Source organism: Aquirufa antheringensis (assembly GCF_004307425.1).
GTDB lineage: Bacteria > Bacteroidota > Bacteroidia > Cytophagales > Spirosomataceae > Aquirufa > Aquirufa antheringensis.
On sequence record NZ_SEWZ01000003.1, the window covers coordinates 271,276 to 288,414 of the forward strand.

7 protein-coding genes are annotated in these 17,139 nt (G+C 41.0%); all 7 read left to right on the forward strand.

Features of this window, described 5'->3' with window-relative positions; translation table 11 throughout:
• The first annotated feature begins 52 nt into the window (after window positions 1-52).
• The 7 genes from EWU21_RS07005 (at window position 53) to EWU21_RS07035 (ending at window position 16,984) form a co-directional block, all read left to right on the forward strand.
• A complete protein-coding gene (locus EWU21_RS07005) occupies window positions 53-3,232 on the forward strand; it encodes a SusC/RagA family TonB-linked outer membrane protein (protein WP_130896103.1) in 3,180 nt (1,059 codons plus the stop codon).
• Between the two features lie 40 nt (window positions 3,233-3,272).
• A complete protein-coding gene (locus tag EWU21_RS07010; RefSeq protein ID WP_130896104.1) occupies window positions 3,273-4,904 on the forward strand; it encodes a RagB/SusD family nutrient uptake outer membrane protein in 1,632 nt (543 codons plus the stop codon).
• Window positions 4,905-5,045: 141 nt separating this feature from the next.
• Complete coding sequence (locus EWU21_RS07015; RefSeq protein ID WP_130896105.1) at window positions 5,046-8,252, forward strand: SusC/RagA family TonB-linked outer membrane protein; 3,207 nt, start codon at window positions 5,046-5,048, stop codon at window positions 8,250-8,252.
• A 20-nt stretch (window positions 8,253-8,272) separates the two neighbouring features.
• Window positions 8,273-9,703 (forward strand): SusD/RagB family nutrient-binding outer membrane lipoprotein, encoded by a 1,431-nt coding sequence (locus EWU21_RS07020; protein ID WP_130896106.1) that lies wholly within the window; start codon window positions 8,273-8,275, stop codon window positions 9,701-9,703.
• A 172-nt stretch (window positions 9,704-9,875) separates the two neighbouring features.
• On the forward strand, window positions 9,876-13,028 hold the full coding sequence (locus EWU21_RS07025; protein ID WP_130896107.1) for a SusC/RagA family TonB-linked outer membrane protein: 3,153 nt from the start codon (window positions 9,876-9,878) through the stop codon (window positions 13,026-13,028).
• A gap of 9 nt (window positions 13,029-13,037) precedes the next feature.
• The gene (locus EWU21_RS07030) at window positions 13,038-14,519 is read left to right on the forward strand and encodes a RagB/SusD family nutrient uptake outer membrane protein (protein ID WP_130896108.1); all 1,482 of its coding nucleotides are present in this window, start codon (window positions 13,038-13,040) and stop codon (window positions 14,517-14,519) included.
• A gap of 62 nt (window positions 14,520-14,581) precedes the next feature.
• Window positions 14,582-16,984, forward strand: a complete 2,403-nt coding sequence (locus EWU21_RS07035) for an alpha/beta hydrolase family protein (RefSeq protein WP_130896109.1) — start codon at window positions 14,582-14,584, stop codon at window positions 16,982-16,984.
• Window positions 16,985-17,139: the final 155 nt, after the last annotated feature.

Genomic DNA, 17,139 nt, shown 5'->3' on the forward strand with positions numbered 1-17,139 from the left:
TTTACCAGCGATAGATTTATCAACAAATTTTTTCAACCCTAACTAAATGTTCATGAAAAAAAACTTACTCATGACTTTGCTGTTTACCTTACTATCGGTTGCGAGCTTGTTTGCTCAAGATAGAAAAGTAACAGGAAAGGTGACCTCAGCCGAGGACGGTTCTGGTCTTCCAGGTGTTACTGTTCAAATTAAAGGAACAGGCAAAGGAACACAGTCAGACGCAAACGGAAACTATGCTGTCTCAGTTCCAAGTTCAGCCACATTAGTATTCTCTTTTGTAGGCCTGAATCCACAGTCTGTTTCTGTGGGAAATCAATCCGTGATTGATGTTAAATTGTCTACAGACTCTCGCCAGCTTTCTGAGGTGGTTGTTACGGGTACAGGTACGGCAATCGACAAACGCTCTACTGCGATTGATGTTCAAGCGATCACAGCGAAAAATTTACCTTCTGTGCCGTCTGCTTCAGTAGACCAAGCGTTAATTGGTAAAATTGCGGGTGCTCAAATTTCTGCTGCGAATGGTATGCCAGGTCAACCGGTAAATATCGTTTTACGTGGTATTAATACGATTAACCGGGGTACTTCTCCGATGATCTTATTAGATGGAGTTGAATTAGGTTCTACTGATCTTAATTCAATCGATTTAAATATCATTGAGCGTGTGGAGGTAATTCAAGGTGCAGCTGCTGCAACAATCTATGGTGCGCAAGGAGCAAATGGAGTTATTCAATTATTCTCTAAGAAAGGTAAAGCAGGTAAAATCTCGATTGATATCAACTCTTCGGTGATTAATTCTACTCCTTTAAATGTGGGTAACTTGAGAAAAGCAGATAAGCATGGTTTCAAAACGAACGCAAATAATGAGGTAATTGGTGGTTCAGGAAATCCTTTGGCTTTAGATCCAATCTATGGAGCATATGGTGAAAACGTCATCTTAGCAAGTACGGATCCTACGACTAATATTAATAAGGCGTATGACAAGAACTTAAAATACTACGATCACTTTAAGATGTTCTTTACTCCTACAACGAACTACAACAATTCTGTGGCTATCTCAGGAGGATCGGATAAAAGTGATTTTAGCTTAGCTTTATCTAATTCAGATAACGCAGGTCCGTTTAAAAATGTGGGTGGTTTAAATCGTACGAACTTAACAGCGAACTTAGGTTTTGAATTAGCGAAAGGTTTGAAATTACGTTCGATTACGCAATTAGTTCACACGAAGAACACGATTAATGATGGAACGGGTCGTTCAATCATTTTCTCTGTATTTAACTCACGTCCATTTGTGGATTATGACTTTAAAGACGCTGACGGTAATTACCCAGGGTATTTTGGTGATGCGGTAGGTGTAAACGGTTATAACCCGAATGCAGTGAACTACTATACTACGACAGATACAAAGCGAATTGATATTAACCAAAGTTTGAACTTAAACTATGAGGTGAATAAATTCCTTTCATTAGATGCGAAGTATGGTGTTAACTACCAAACAGACAAGACAAAATATACTTATTTAAACCAAACTGGAAATAAGAATATTATGGACCAACAGTATTGGTACTATAACTACAATGGTAATGATGCAACGGGTGAGATCAATAATTACGAATACACTAGTGCATTCCAAAACTTATTGGCATCTGCCTTTATTACGACGGATTTACAAAAAGACTTTGGTGTAAATATTCCATTAAGAACTTCTACGCAATTATCGTTTGATTACCGTAACAGAGAGACTACATCATACATTTCTTACGGTATCGGTTTACCTAACTATACTCCTTACAACACTTCACAAGCGGCCTCTACGTATGTAGCTCGTGATTACCGTGAGCCGTTCATTACGTATGGTTATTTAGTGAATCAGCGTTTTGACTATGGTACTTATGGGGGTATCTCAGGTGGTTTCCGTACGGATTACTCTTCTGCCTTCGGTGCAGCTTCTACGCCACAAACGTTCCCTCGTGGAGATGCTTACTTACGTGTATCTGAATTAGGAATTTTCAAAAATTCAGCGATCAGCACAACGTTAGAAGATTTTAAATTACGTGCAGCGTATGGTGAGGCAGGTATTCAACCGCGTCCATTTGATCGTTATATCACCCTAAATACAGGTGTTATTGGTGCAGGTAACGCATTCTTCTTCCCGTTAACGCAATCAAATCCAAACTTGAACGTGGAGATTTCTAAGGAATTAGAGATTGGTACGGATATCGGATTAAACTTAGGAAAGAATTCAGCTTGGTTGAATAACTTAAACTTATCTGCTACGTACTGGAAGCGTTCTACTGATAATGCGATCTTTAACGTAGATGCTATTCCTTCATCAGGTGTAGGTACGGTAAAGGATAATGCCTTCTCTCTTGCTTCTAATGGTATCCAAGCAAGCTTAAATGCGCAGATCTATAAAGATGCGGATTGGACATGGAACTTTACGGTAAACTTTGGAAAGCAATCTTCAGAAATTACAGCGGTTCGTGGTGGTGCTGAAGTAGTATTAACTTCTGCTGCTGGTTCTACGGGTTATATTTTGAAGGCTGGTGAGAAAATCGGACAATTGTACGGTTACTATGGTATCCATAGCTTAGATGCTAAATTACCAGATGGTACAGTCGCTATTCCAGAAGCTAACCGTGGTTTATATACGGTTGCAAGTAATGGTTGGGTAGTGAACAAGGCGACTAAAGCTCCTTTCTTCTCAGCTAAGCGTTATGCTTTAGGGGATCCTAATCCAGATTTCAATGCTTCTTTCATCACGGATTTAGCTTATAAAGGAATTATCACCTTTAATATGCAAGTGGATTTAGTTCAAGGAGCAGGTATTTACAACCAAACTAAAGGTTGGATGTACCGTGATGGTATTCACTCGGATTACGCACAGCCTATCACGATCGATGGTCAAACAGGTGCTTGGTCTGCATTCTACCGCGGTGTGTATGCTGCTAGCTCATTTAATGGAACGAAAAATTACTTCTACGAAGATGGTTCTTTTGCTCGTTTGAGAAACGTATCTATCGGTGTTGATTTAGTGAGAGCGTTAGGAATTAAAGGATTCAGAAAGTTACAATTAGTGGCGTCTGGACGTAACCTTTACACGTTAACGAACTATTCAGGTATGGATCCAGAAATCGCTTCAGGTGGTAATAACTCTGCTTGGGATCGTGGTATCGATCACAACACCATGCCTAACTTACGCTCTTACCAGGTACAGTTAAACATTGGTTTCTAATACAGAATTGAGAAAAAGGTATCATTTAAATTTGAAAAAAATGAAAAATATAAAAATAACCGCGCTTTCCTTTCTGCTTTTAGCTGGATCGGTTATGTCGTGTAAGGATCAATTGGATATCCAAAATCCTAATCAGCCTACGCCTGCGACGGCTGCTTCTGAGGCTGGAATTATCGCGCTTGCGCAAGGATCAGTGTATAAAAATGGTTTCACATCGTCTGGTTATAAGTACTATGATGGTGTTGTAGGCGCGTTTTATAATGGCGTATTAGGTATTCATGATTTAATGGGTGATGTAGTAGGCGCTGAGGCTGCTAATGCTTACATGAATAATCTTTCTGCACCAGACATGGTGACTTTAGATAATGGCACGCAAGTGGCTAATCCGAATAGTCCATCTACGCAGAAGGCCTTAATTCGTGCGGTGAATACTAATTCACAACAAGGAGGTAATCCTACTTTCTTAGAGTGGGCTTTAATGTATCAATTAAACAATGCGTGTAATACGATCTTAGATGCGGTAGATAAAACTACTTTTTCAGGAGACGCAGCGGCTAAGAAAAATGCGATCAAAGCGTGGGCTTATACTTGGAAAGGTTTAGCTTATTCTCGCATTGGTTCGATTTATTATGCAGGTTTAATTGTCAATACTCCTTCAGCTACTAATAATGCGTATGTAACAAAAGAGGCAATGATTGCGGAGGCAACAGCTAATTTTGATAAAGCGGCGACTGCTGTCAATGCATCTGGTTCTTCAGCTGATTTTGCAGAGATCATCACGAACTTGATTCCTGATTTCTTCCAAACAGAGAAAGGCGCTGTACCTACAGCTGCACAATGGATTAAGAACTTGAATACGATGAAAGCGCGTAATATTCTAGTAAATAATTCGACGGCTACGATGACCGCTGCTCAGTGGGATGCCATCTTGTCTTTAGCGAATGCTGGGGTAGGAGCATCTGATCCAGTTTTCGCTGGTAACACGAACGCGAATGGGGATGTGTTCTCTTCCTCTAACTACAATGTAGCGGCGCGTGCGGTAGGTTCTAACGCTTCTGGTAACACATACAAAATCTCTGAACGTTTGATTCAAGAATTTAATGCAGGTGACCAGCGTTTAGCGCAGAACTTTAAGTTATTCCCTGTTTGGGTAGGTAACTCTGACCGTGGTAACGCGTTCAATACGCGTTATGCCATTAAAGATGGTGGTAATGGTTTAGCAGGTGTTTACACCTATGTAAACCGTACAGCGGGTAGTGCTGAAATTTTCTTGTTAGGTTCTTATGAAGAAAACGAGTTAATGAAAGCAGAAGCGAAGTTGTGGAAAGGTGATGTAGCAGGTGCAGCGGCAAGTATTGATGCTGTTCGTGCTTACCAAGGTGCAGGTTTAGCACCGATCTCTTCTACGAATGCAGCTGTGGTAAAAGAAGAATTACGTAAAGAGCGTCGTGTGGCGTTAGCTTTCCGTGGTCTATCATTCTACGATGCACGTCGTTGGGGTGTGTTAGAAGGCGGTCGCACAGGTGCGGTGGTTATTTCTAAGGATGGTTCATCTATCTCTACGAATGCAACGATTAAGTATGGTTATTTAGATTATTGGGATGTTCCAGATAATGAGTTAGCTAATAATCCAGCTGGCGCAGGTTCTGCAACTACTAAAAATCCTAAATAAGGATAGATTAATTTATTTTGAAAGAGGCACTATCACAAGATGGTGCCTCTTTTTTTTGCTTAAATTGTTTGCATTTATATTGGAAAACTCCTAATTTGCCAAACTTATTCTATTATTTTTTCATTAATTAAACTCAACAACATGAAAAAACTATTACTCATTGGGGTATTGATGATGACTGTTTTCAGTTCATTAATAGCTCAAACAAGGCAAGTAACCGGTAAGGTTACGGCTTCAGAGGATGGTGCGGCTCTTCCGGGAGTTAGTGTCAGCCTAAAAGGTTCATCTCGTGGTACAACCACGGCAGCAGATGGTACTTACAAAATCACAGTAGGAGACGGAGCTGCCATCGTCTTCAGTTTTGTGGGCTATAAAGCTCAAACGGTTTCAGTAGGAAGCCAAAGTTCAATCAACGTAGTTTTAGCTTCAGATGCGTCTGAGTTAAATGAGGTTGTTGTAACGGCTTTGGGTCTTACACGTACAAAGAACTCTTTACCTTATGCTGCTCAGCAAGTAAAGGGCGAGGAATTAACTCGTGTTCGTTCTGGTAACGCATTCTCACAACTTTCTGGTAAAGTATCAGGTGTGCAAATCACACAAGGTAACGCAATCGGTGGTTCTACTAACGTAGTAATCCGTGGTTCTAAGTCCTTGACTGGTAATAACCAAGCTTTATTCGTTGTAGATGGTGTGCCAGTAGATAACTCTGTGAACAACTCATCTAACCAACGTACAGGTCGTGGTGGTTATGACTATGGTAATGCAGCTGCGGATATTAACCCAGATGATATCGAGTCAATGACTGTATTGAAAGGTGCTGCGGCAACTGCTCTTTATGGTTCACGTGCTTCGAATGGTGTGATCATGATCACTTCTAAGAAAGCGAAGAAAGGTTTAGGTTTAACAATCAACTCAGGTTTATCTGTAGGAACGATTGATCGCTCTACTTTTCCTAAATACCAAAACCAATATGGTGCTGGTTACTCTGATCCATACCAAAAAGATGGTTTCTTCTATTTTGATGCAAATGGTGATGGACAAGATGATTTAGTAGTACCTACATCTGAAGATGCTTCTTACGGTACGAAATTTGACCCTAGCTTACAGGTATACCACTGGGATGCTTTTGATCCTGCTGGTCCTAACTACCAAAAATCAAAGCCATGGGTTGCTGCAGCAAATACGCCAGATAAATTCTATGAGACTGCTATTTCTAATAACACAAACATCTCTTTAGATGGTGCTACAGATAAGGGTACTTTCAAATTAGGATTTACACGTAACGAAGATCGTGGTACTTTACCTAACTCTAAGGTTTCTAAGAATATCATGAACCTTTCAGGAACGTATGCTATCTCTCCTAAGTTAACGGCATCAGCAACGGCTAACTTCTCAGTAGTAGAAGGTTTAGGTCGTTACGGTACAGGTTATGATGGATTGAACGTGAATCAAAACTTCCGTCAGTGGTATCAAACAAACGTAGATATCTTGGAGCAAAAGGAAGCGTATTTCCGTAACAACAAGAACGTTACTTGGAACTGGTCTGATCCTTCTACTGCAGCTGGATTGAAGCCTATCTATACAGATAACTACTACTGGACTCGTTACCAAAACAAGGAGAACGATACTCGTACTCGTATGTTCGGTAACGCGATGTTGAACTACAAAGCAACGGATTACTTAAACGTAATGGGTCGTATCACAATGGATACCTATGATGAGTTCCAAGAGGAGCGTATCGCTGTAGGTTCTACGGATATCGCTGAGTATTCTCGTTATGATCGTCACTTCGAGGAGATCAACTATGATTTAATCACGAATTTTGACAAAAACTTAACGAAAGATTTAAACTTAAAGGCATTAGCTGGTTTGAACTTACGTAAGTCTTTAAACCGTTCTGTTTATGCTATCACAAATGGTGGTTTGATCGTTCCAGGTTTATATTCAATTGCTAACTCAAAAGGAACAGTTTCTGCTCCATCTGAGTCGTATAACCCACGTGAAGTATTTGGTTTATTCGGTGGTGCTACGTTAACATACAAAGACTTCTTAACCTTAGACGGAACTGTTCGTCAAGACAAGTCGTCTACGTTACCAGTGGCTAACAATGCATACTTATACTATGCAGGTTCAGCTTCTTGGTTGTTCTCTCACCACATCGAAGATTTACCTTGGTTAACTTCAGGTAAGTTACGTGCTAACTATGCAACGGTAGGTAATGATGCTCCTTGGGGATCTATCTCTAACGTATACGATCAACCAGCGCCGTTTGGTTCAACGATCTTATTCTCAGTTCCAGGAACTCAAAACAATCCGAACTTGAAGCCAGAGCAAACGATCTCTAAGGAGTTTGGTTTAGAAATGGCTTTCTTGCAAAACCGTTTAGGTTTTGACGCGACGTATTACCACACTAATACATTAGATCAAATTTTACCTGCTTCTGTTACGACATCAACAGGTTATAACTCGACTTATGTAAATGCAGGTAACATCGAAAACAGCGGTATCGAATTCAGTCTTTATGGTTCTCCTATCAAGACAGCAGATTTCGCTTGGAATGTAAACGTGAACTTTACACGTAACCGTAACAAAGTATTAAGCCTATATAATGAAAGCCAAAACTTACAGTTAGCTTCATTCCAAGGTGGTGTTACATTGAACGCAACAGTAGGTGAGCCTTACGGTATCTTGAAAGGTAGAACTTGGAAGTATGTAAATGGCGAGAAATTAGTGAAAGCTAACGGACGTTATGACATGACGACAACAACTACGAATAATATCGGTAACGTAAATCCTAACTGGATTGGTGGTATCAACAACTCATTCCGTTACAAGAACGTTACATTTAGCTTCTTGATCGATGTGAAGTCTGGTGGTTCTGTATTCTCATTAGATCAGTACTATGGTGCTGCTACAGGGGTATTAGAAGAGTCAGCTTTATTGAATGATAAAGGAAACCCATCTCGTAGCGAAATTTCTGCTGGTGGTGGTGTGATTATGCCAGGTGTGAAAGCAGATGGTACACCTAATGATGTTCGCGTTGAAAACTGGTATGGAACATATGGTTATGCTTATAACCCACAACATGCTTTCGTTTACGATGCTAGTTATGTAAAGTTACGTGAAGCAAACCTTACTTATTCTTTACCTCGTGCGCTTGTAGCTAAATTAGGTGGAGTAAAAGGAGTTGATTTATCATTGTACGGACGTAATTTGTGGATCATTCACAAAAACCTTCCTCACTCTGATCCTGAAGAGAATCTTTCTGCTGGTAACGTGCAGGGATATCAATCAGGTGCGTATCCTACGACACGTTCGATTGGATTTAACGTGAAATTATTGTTTTAATCATCCTTAATTTGATACAGATGAAAAGAATATTTTTAGTATTTGTACCGCTTTTGTTTCTTGCATCAGCTTGTACAGAGGATCTTGCATCCTTAAACGTAGAGACTAAGAAGCCAGCAGCTATTCCTGCACCTACTTTGTTCTCGAATGCAGTTAAGTCTCTTGCAGGGAACTTAGCTACTGCGAGTGTGAACACAAACGTGTTCCGTTTTACGACTAGCCAATGGGCTATGGCCGTATACCAAGATGAAGCTCAATATGATTTCCAAACACGTGCTATTCCTAACCAATGGTGGAATGGTATGTACCGTGATGTATTAGCTGATTTACGTGAATCATCTCGTTTAATCAATGCAGATGCGTCTTTACTTCCTAAGGAGAAAGCGAATAAATTAGCGATCTTGGATATCATGGAAGTATATACTTTCGGTATTTTAGTGAACTCTTTTGGAAATATTCCTTACTCAGAGGCACTAGATGCAACTAAGTTGTTCCCTAAGTACGATGATGCGAAAACAGTTTCTGCTGATTTAATCACTCGTTTGAATGCTGATATCACTAAGTTAGATGCATCTGCAGCTGGATTTACTTCTGGAGAAGATGTGGTTTACAAAGGTTCAGTAACGAAGTGGGTGAAATTTGCTAACACATTGCGTATGAAATTAGCTATGATTGTAGCGGATGAAAACGCAAGTGCTGCAAAAACTGCTGTTGAAGCTTCTGATGCAGGTGCTATCTCAGCATCTACAGATAACGGTTTATTCACGTATTTAACTGCTTCTCCTAACCAAAATCCATTACACGTGGATATCGTATTAGGTGGTCGTCAAGATTATATCGCAGCGAAAGACTTAATGGATAAATTAACTGGTTGGAATGATCCACGTAAAACAGCTTACTTCTCTACAAACAACGCAGGTAACTATGCGGGTGGTATCGTAGGAAAAGTAAACACATACGTAGATTTCTCTCGTGCAGGTGCTAAAGTAATTGCAGCAGATGCTCCTTACGTATTAGCGGATTACGTTGAAACTGAATTCTTACGCGCTGAAGCAAAAGAAAGAGGATTCAATGTAGCTGGTACAGCTGAGCAACACTATAATAACGCGATCACTGCTTCTATCCTATATTGGGGTGGTTCTGCAGCAGATGCAGCGGCTTATTTAGCTCAGCCTGATGTAGCTTACACGACAGCTGCAGGAAACTGGAAGCAAAAAATTGGTACACAAAAGTGGATCGCTCTTTACAATCGTTCTTTCGAGACTTGGACTGAGTTACGTCGTTTAGACTATCCAGTGATTACTGCACCAGTCAATGCAAAATCTGGATTCCCTACACGTTTAACGTATCCTAACACAGAGCAAACTTTGAATGGAACTGCTTACACAGCGGCTGCAGCAGCAATCGGTGGAGACGTAGTAACGACGAAGTTATTCTGGGATAAGAACTAATTCTAGTTTTTAGAAAGGAAAAAAAGGGCGACCCGCAGGGTCGCCCTTTTTTTGTTTTATTTTTTTATGAAGTAGATAAAAACAATTTATTGTTAAATTTTGTTTATTAATCTGTTAAGCAATAATTTGCCTTACTATTATTATCTCATCATTTGTTTAAACTAAAGACATTATGAAAAAAACAGTACTATTAAGTATGTTCATGTGGCTAACAGCAATGATTCCATTGTTTGCCCAGGACAGATCAATTACAGGTAAGGTGACCGGAGATGATGGTTCGGCTTTACCGGGAGTTAACATTGCCATTAAAGGCACGAGTAAAGGGACTAACACGGATGTGGATGGTGCTTTTAAATTAAGTGTTTCAGCTAATGCTGTGTTAATTGTGAGTTCAGTAGGTTATTCACCTCAAGAGGTCAAAGTAGGTAACAGAACCGTGATTAATGTTTCTCTTGCTTCGGCTACTTCTACCTTGGATGAAGTCGTGATCACGACGTTCGGTACAGCCAAGAAAGCTTCCTTTACGGGTTCCTCTGCGAAGGTTAGTGCAGAGAAACTAGGAGTTAGACCGATTACAAATATCGGTCAAGCGCTAGAAGGTATCGCTCCGGGTATTACAACTACGTCCACTTCTGGTCAGCCGGGTTCTGCTCCAGCGGTACGTATTCGTGGATTTGGTTCGATTTCCTCTTCGAATGATCCATTGTATGTAGTGGATGGTGTACCTTACTCAGCGAGTATTGCTAATTTAAATAATGACGATATTGAGTCGATTACCGTATTGAAAGATGCAGCTTCTACTGCACTTTATGGTGCGCGTGCAGCGAATGGTGTTGTGATGGTAACGACTAAAAAAGGTACGAAAGGAAAAAATTCGATTAATGTAAAATACACGAAAGGTTTTAATACACGTGCTTTGCCAGAATACGATCGCGTAGGTGCTGCGGATTACTATCCATTAATGTGGGAGTCGAATCGTAATAACTTAGCTTACCGTGCAACGAACCCTGTAGCCATTGCGACAGCGAATGCGACGGCTTCTGCCGGTTTAGGTGCTATTGTAGGTACAGGTTATAATGTGTACAATGTTCCGTTTGCTCAATTAGTAGGTACAGACGGTAAATTAAATGCGTCTGCTCAAATGATTTATAACCCAGATGATTTAAACTGGGAAAAAGCAGTGATGCGTCAGGGTATCCGTGATGAGGTAAGTGCAAACTTCTCTGGGTCGAATGGTAAGTCAGACTATTTCTTGTCTGTGTCTTATTTAAATGACAAGGGATATCAGATTAAATCTGATTACGATCGTTTTACGGCTCGTTTAAATGTGAACAGCCAAATGAACAATTGGTTCAAAGTGGGTGCTAACATGAATACAACGGTGACGACTTCAAACCAATCTACGGCTGATGGTGGAACTTCTTTTGTGAATCCATTCTTCTTTACTCGTGGTATGGCTCCTATTTATCCCGTGTATGCGTATGATCCGGCAAGCCCAGGTTCATTCTTGACATTGGAAAATGGAAGACGCCGTTATGACTATGGTAACTTAAGTGCTTTAGGCTTATCAAACCGTCCTCAATATGGTGGTCGTCACGTCATTGCTGAAACGGAATTGAACGAAAACTTCTTCCGCAGAAATTTATTAGGTGGTCGTGCGTATGGGGAGATTTCTTTCTTGAAAGACTTCAAATTCACGAACAGCGTGGGTGTGGATATCACAAACGCAAATACCGTTGTTTTTGGTAATCCAGAAATTGGTGACGGTGCTCCAGCAGGTCGTGCTTCAAACACCTTTGAGAATATTACGAATTACAACTTATCACAGTTGTTAACGTATAACCACTCGTTTGGAAAGCATAATGTAGATGCCCTAGTAGGACATGAGAATTATAATTTAGTTTCTAATAGCTTAGATGGTTCTCGTTCGCAGCAAATTTTAGATGGTAACTATGAGTTAATTAACTTCACTACGACGACGAATTTAACATCTCAGTATGATATCCGTCGCGTAGAAGGTTTCTTCTCTCGTTTGAACTACGATTATGATTCGAAGTATTTCGTGTCGGTATCAGCTCGTAGGGATGGTTCTTCTAAGTTCTATCAAGAGAAGCGTTGGGGTACTTTCTACTCTGCTTCTGCTGCTTGGCGTTTAGATCAAGAGGACTTTATTAAGGAATTGACGTTTATCGATAACTTAAAATTGAGAACTTCTTGGGGTCAAACAGGTAACGATGGTGGTATTAGCAACTATGCTTGGCAGCCATTGTACGCTTTGGGTTGGAATAATGCAACAGAGCCAGGTATTTTACAATCCTCTTTAGGAAGCAAATCTTTAGAGTGGGAGACAAATACGGCATATGATGTGGCTTTAGAATTCGGTTTGTTCAAGAACAGAATCTCTGGTACCATTGAATATTTCGATCGTCAGTCGACTAACTTGATTTTTGCTGTGCCTCTTCCTTTATCAGTAGGTATTGGAACGGAAACGCGTAATATCGGTTCGATGTACAACCGTGGTATCGAGTTACAGTTAGCTGGGGATTTAGTTCGTACTAAGGATTTTGTTTGGAACGTAGATTTGAATGCCACTAAACTAGAGAACAAAATCACGAAGATGCCTGCAGAAAGCAAGGAGATCATCGATGGTACGAAGAAGTTAAAAGAGGGTAGTTCTTTATATGACTACTGGTTACGGGAGTACAAAGGCGTTAACCCGGAGACGGGTGTGGCGGAATACCGTGCCATCTCATATGTAGCTTCTAACTCGAGAATTACGGCGAATGGTGATACCTTGACGAATAACATCGCTAACGCTCGTTATGCTTACAACGGTACGTCTATTCCAGATTTGACAGGATCGGTGAATACTTCTCTACGCTACAAAGGATTCACTCTTTCTGCTTTGATGGTGTATCAATTAGGAGGAAAGGTGTATGACGCAGCTTATGCTGGTTTAATGGGAGCAGGATACCACAATGCGAAGCACGTAGATATCTTGAAGCGTTGGGTTAATCCTGGTGATGTGACGAACGTTCCACGTATGGATGCAGGAAGAACGGCTGATTTTGATGCAGCGTCTGACCGTTGGTTAATTGATGCAAGCTTTATGAACATTCGTACGGTTACTTTATCTTACCGTTTACCTAAGTCAATCATGAATCGCTTGAAAATTGATAATGCTCAGGTGTACGTAAGTGGGGAGAACTTCTTAATGTTATCACGCAGAAGCGGAATGAACGTTCAGCAGAACTTTGGAGGAACAACAAGTAATGTTTACAGCCCAGCGAAGTCATTAGTTTTAGGTCTATCATTCTCTTTATAATATAGAATCATGAAAAAGAAATATTTAGGTTATTTTTCGCTTGTATTCGCACTGTTACTTTCATCTTGCGAGGAAGCTTATTTAGATACTACCCCTACGGCTAGTATTGATGCTGGGTCAGCATATGCCACTACAAAGAATGCAGCGGCGGCTGTTAACGGTATTTACCGTTCGTTTATTGTTCGTTATTTAAGCTCTCAAGGTCACTCGGGTCACCCTGCTATGATGATTATTCTTGATCACATGGGAGAAGATATGGTCTTAGGAACTACGGCTGCTTCTTGGCACGTGGGAGAGACGCGTTGGACGGCTCACCGTTCTGATGTAAACACGATGGTGCAATTTCCTTATGAGATGTATTACCGCATCATAGGTAATGCGAACATTGGTATTGCTAATTTAGACAAGGCGGTAGGTCCTGCGGCTGATCGTAATTCATTGAAAGGGGAAGCTTTAGCATTGCGTGCTTTTGGTTATTTCAACTTAGTGCAATTATACGGTAAGCGCTATGACGCAACAGCTAAGCCTAATGCACAGTTAGGTGTTCCTTTAGTTTTAGAGCCTACCACAGAAGGAAAGCCACGTAACACGGTAGAAGAGGTATACGCTCAGATCAACAAAGATTTAGCGGATGCAGCAGCCTTGTTAACAACTTCCCGTTTGAACAAATCACACATTAATTTAAGTGTGGTGAAGGGTTTACAAGCACGTGTTGCCTTAGTACAACAAGATTGGACAAATGCGGCTAAGTTTGCAGCGGAAGCGCGTGCAGGATATGCACCTATGACGGCAACACAATACCAAGATGGTTTTCAAGATTTGACAAACTCAGAGTGGATGTGGGGTTTTGATCACTTAGAAGATCAAACAGAATATTTTGGAGCTTATCACTCGTACATTTCTTGTAACTATAACTCTACGGTTATTAGAACGTATCCTAAGGTAATTAATAGCTTATTGTACAAGCAAATTCCAGCTACAGACGTAAGAGCTAAAATGTGGGTTGAGACACCTACGGCAGCTAACTCAATCGTGCCTCCAGGTGGTGTTCGTCCTAAATTCTTAAATCAGAAATTCAGATTGCCAGGTACGCCATCTACTTCAGCGCAAGGAGATGTTCCCTACATGCGTGCAGCGGAAATGTATTTGATTGAGGCTGAGGCAAAAGCACGTCTAAATGATGCTGCAGGTGCTTCGCAAGTATTGTTTGACTTAGTAAAAACACGTGACGCTAGTTATGTGAAGTCAACTAAAACAGGTGTTGCTTTAATTGATGAAATCTTGTTACAACGCCGTATTGAATTATGGGGTGAAGGACATCGTTTCTTAGACTTGAAGCGTACAAACGCAGCATTGAATAGAAATGGTACAAATGCTATTGCATCTGTCGCTTTATTGTTTGATGTGCCAGCAGGAGATGTGCGTTGGGAATTCTTAATTCCTCGTCGTGAGATTAATGCAAATCCAGCGATCGTACAAAATCCATTATAATTTATTTTGTAATTTAAAGGTGGCTAATTTATTAGCCACCTTTTTTTGTTTAAATCTATCCTATGAAAAAATCATTCTTAATTGTAGCGCTTAGCGTCTTATCCTTTTCTACCTCGTATGCGCAGGACGATGCCTATCAATTACCTCCTAAAGCCATTGCAGACTTATTGCTTGCGAAGCCTACGCCACTTGTGCGTATTGATTCGAAGGCTGAATACCTGTTGTTATTAGGTCGTAATTCCTATCCTACCGTGGAGGAGCTGGGGCAGCCAGAGATGAAAATTGCGGGTCTTCGCTTGAATCCCTTGAATTTTTCTCCGTCTCGCCAAAGTCCCATCAGCAGCATTACCTTGCAAACAATCCGTACTGGTGCCAAAGTAGAAATCGCCGGTTTACCTAAAAACCTAGCTGCCGGATCTATTGCTTGGAATCCATCGGAAACCAAAATCGCTTTTGCACAAACCGAGGTAAACGGTGTGGATTTATATGTGATTGATATCGCCTCGAAAAAAGCTACACGTGTAAATTCATCTCCATTAAATCAGGTATTAGGAAATGCCTTCACTTGGGTGGACGACCAAACTATTCTATACAAGGTGACGACGCATGAGGCGGCCGGAGCTCCTAAACGTCCGATTACGCCTAAAGGACCAACCATTCAACAGAATGTAGGAAAAGCGGCACCAAGACCGACGTTCCAGGATTTGATTAAATCTCCTTACGATGAGAGTTTATTTTCCTATTATGCAGAAGCCCAATTAGTGGTGTATAAAAATGGTGTGAACAAGAAAATAGGGGAGCCTGCTTTGTATAATTCTTTTCAATTATCTCCGGACAGAAAGTATATTTTGACGCGTTCTGTTGCGAAGCCTTTTTCGTATGCCGTACCGGCTTATGGTTTCCCTACGACGGTGAAAGTCTTAGATTTGGACGGAAAAACGATCAAAGAAATTGCAAAATTACCGTCTTCAGAGAGTGCTCCAGCTGGAAATGATAACGTGCAAAATGTGCCGCGTGGATTTGATTGGCGTGATGATGAGCCAGCTTCCTTAGTGTATGCGATGCCATTAGATAGTGGTTATATTAAAAAGCAGGTAGAATTTCACGATGCCGTTTATTCTTTATCTGCTCCCTTTACACAGGAGGCCAAAGAATTATTTAAGACGAAGACCCGGTATGCTGGGGTGATTTGGGGAAATACGAAAGTGGCTTTAGTGACGGAAGTATTACGTGGAAAGCAGACATCCAAAGTAAGTCGTTATTCTTCTGCGGATGGATCAATGGAAGTTTTGTACGAGCGTAATCTAACGGATGCCTACAAAAACCCAGGCAGTCCGGTGTTAATGAAAAATGCGTATGGTCGCGAGGTGATTCAAATGACGGATAACGGGACTAAGATTTTGATGAACAACCCGGTGGGTTCTTCGGATCAAGGGGATCTTCCCTTTATCTCGAAGTTTGATTTAGCGACGAAGAAGAATGAGATTATTTGGCGCGCAAAACCGGGCTACTTTGAACAAGTAGAGGAAGTGATTGATGCAGACAAACTGATCGTTTTAAGCAGAAAGGAATCCCAAACGGAGGTGCCGAACTACTTTATCAAGCACTTGTTAAATCCATCGCAGGATAAGGCTTTGACCCAATTTGAAAATCCTTATCCGAATTTAGTGGGTATCACTAAGGAGAAAATCAAATACAAGCGTGCGGATGGCGTGGACTTAACAGGCGATTTATATCTGCCTAAAGGCTATAACAAAGAAAAAGATGGTCCTTTGCCGGTATTGATTTGGGCTTATCCACGTGAATTTAATTCAGCGGCAGATGCAGCGCAGGTTCGTGGTAGCAAAGACCGTTTCACTGTCTTGAGCTGGGCTTCACCTATCTATTATGCGACTCAGGGTTATGCGATTTTAGACAATGCGGAGATGCCGATTGTGTCTACGGATGCTTCTAAAAAGCCGAATGACAACTTCGTTGATCAATTACGTTTAAATGCTTCGGCGGCGATAGACCATTTAGTTCAATTAGGCGTGGGCGATCGCAAGCGTATGGCAGTAGGTGGTCACAGTTACGGTGCCTTTATGACAGCGAATTTATTAGCACATACCGATTTATTTAAAGCAGGTATCGCACGTAGTGGGGCATACAATCGTACCTTGACTCCTTTTGGGTTCCAAAACGAAGACCGTACTTACTGGCAAGCTCCGCAATTGTACTATGAAATGAGTCCATTCAGCTACGCAGATAAAATCAAAGAACCGATTTTATTAGTGCACGGCGAGCAAGATGATAACACGGGTACATTCCCAATTAACTCGGAGCGTTTATACGCTGCTTTGAAAGGAAACGGAGGAACGACTCGTTTTGTCTACTTACCTTACGAAGCACATAGCTATCGTGGGAAAGAAAACGTTTTACACTTGCTATGGGAGCAATTCCAATGGTTAGAAAAATACGTCAAGTAAGGCGAAAAAAAGGAAGCAAAAGAGGGCGCCCCGCAGGGGCGCCCTCTTTTTTTAAACACACGCAGCATTTTTGTGCTTTATTCTTTGTGCTTTAAAAAGAAAGGCGGCCCGCAGGGCCGCCTTTCTTTTTTTACACGCTGCAAAATTTGAACTTT

Coding starts and splice junctions, on each gene's coding strand:
- EWU21_RS07025 (WP_130896107.1), top strand. CDS start 9,876: ATGAAAAAAACAGTACTATTAAGTATGTTCATGTGGCTAACAGCAATG.
- EWU21_RS07015 (WP_130896105.1), top strand. CDS start 5,046: ATGAAAAAACTATTACTCATTGGGGTATTGATGATGACTGTTTTCAGT.
- EWU21_RS07005 (WP_130896103.1), top strand. CDS start 53: ATGAAAAAAAACTTACTCATGACTTTGCTGTTTACCTTACTATCGGTT.
- EWU21_RS07035 (WP_130896109.1), top strand. CDS start 14,582: ATGAAAAAATCATTCTTAATTGTAGCGCTTAGCGTCTTATCCTTTTCT.
- EWU21_RS07030 (WP_130896108.1), top strand. CDS start 13,038: ATGAAAAAGAAATATTTAGGTTATTTTTCGCTTGTATTCGCACTGTTA.
- EWU21_RS07010 (WP_130896104.1), top strand. CDS start 3,273: ATGAAAAATATAAAAATAACCGCGCTTTCCTTTCTGCTTTTAGCTGGA.
- EWU21_RS07020 (WP_130896106.1), top strand. CDS start 8,273: ATGAAAAGAATATTTTTAGTATTTGTACCGCTTTTGTTTCTTGCATCA.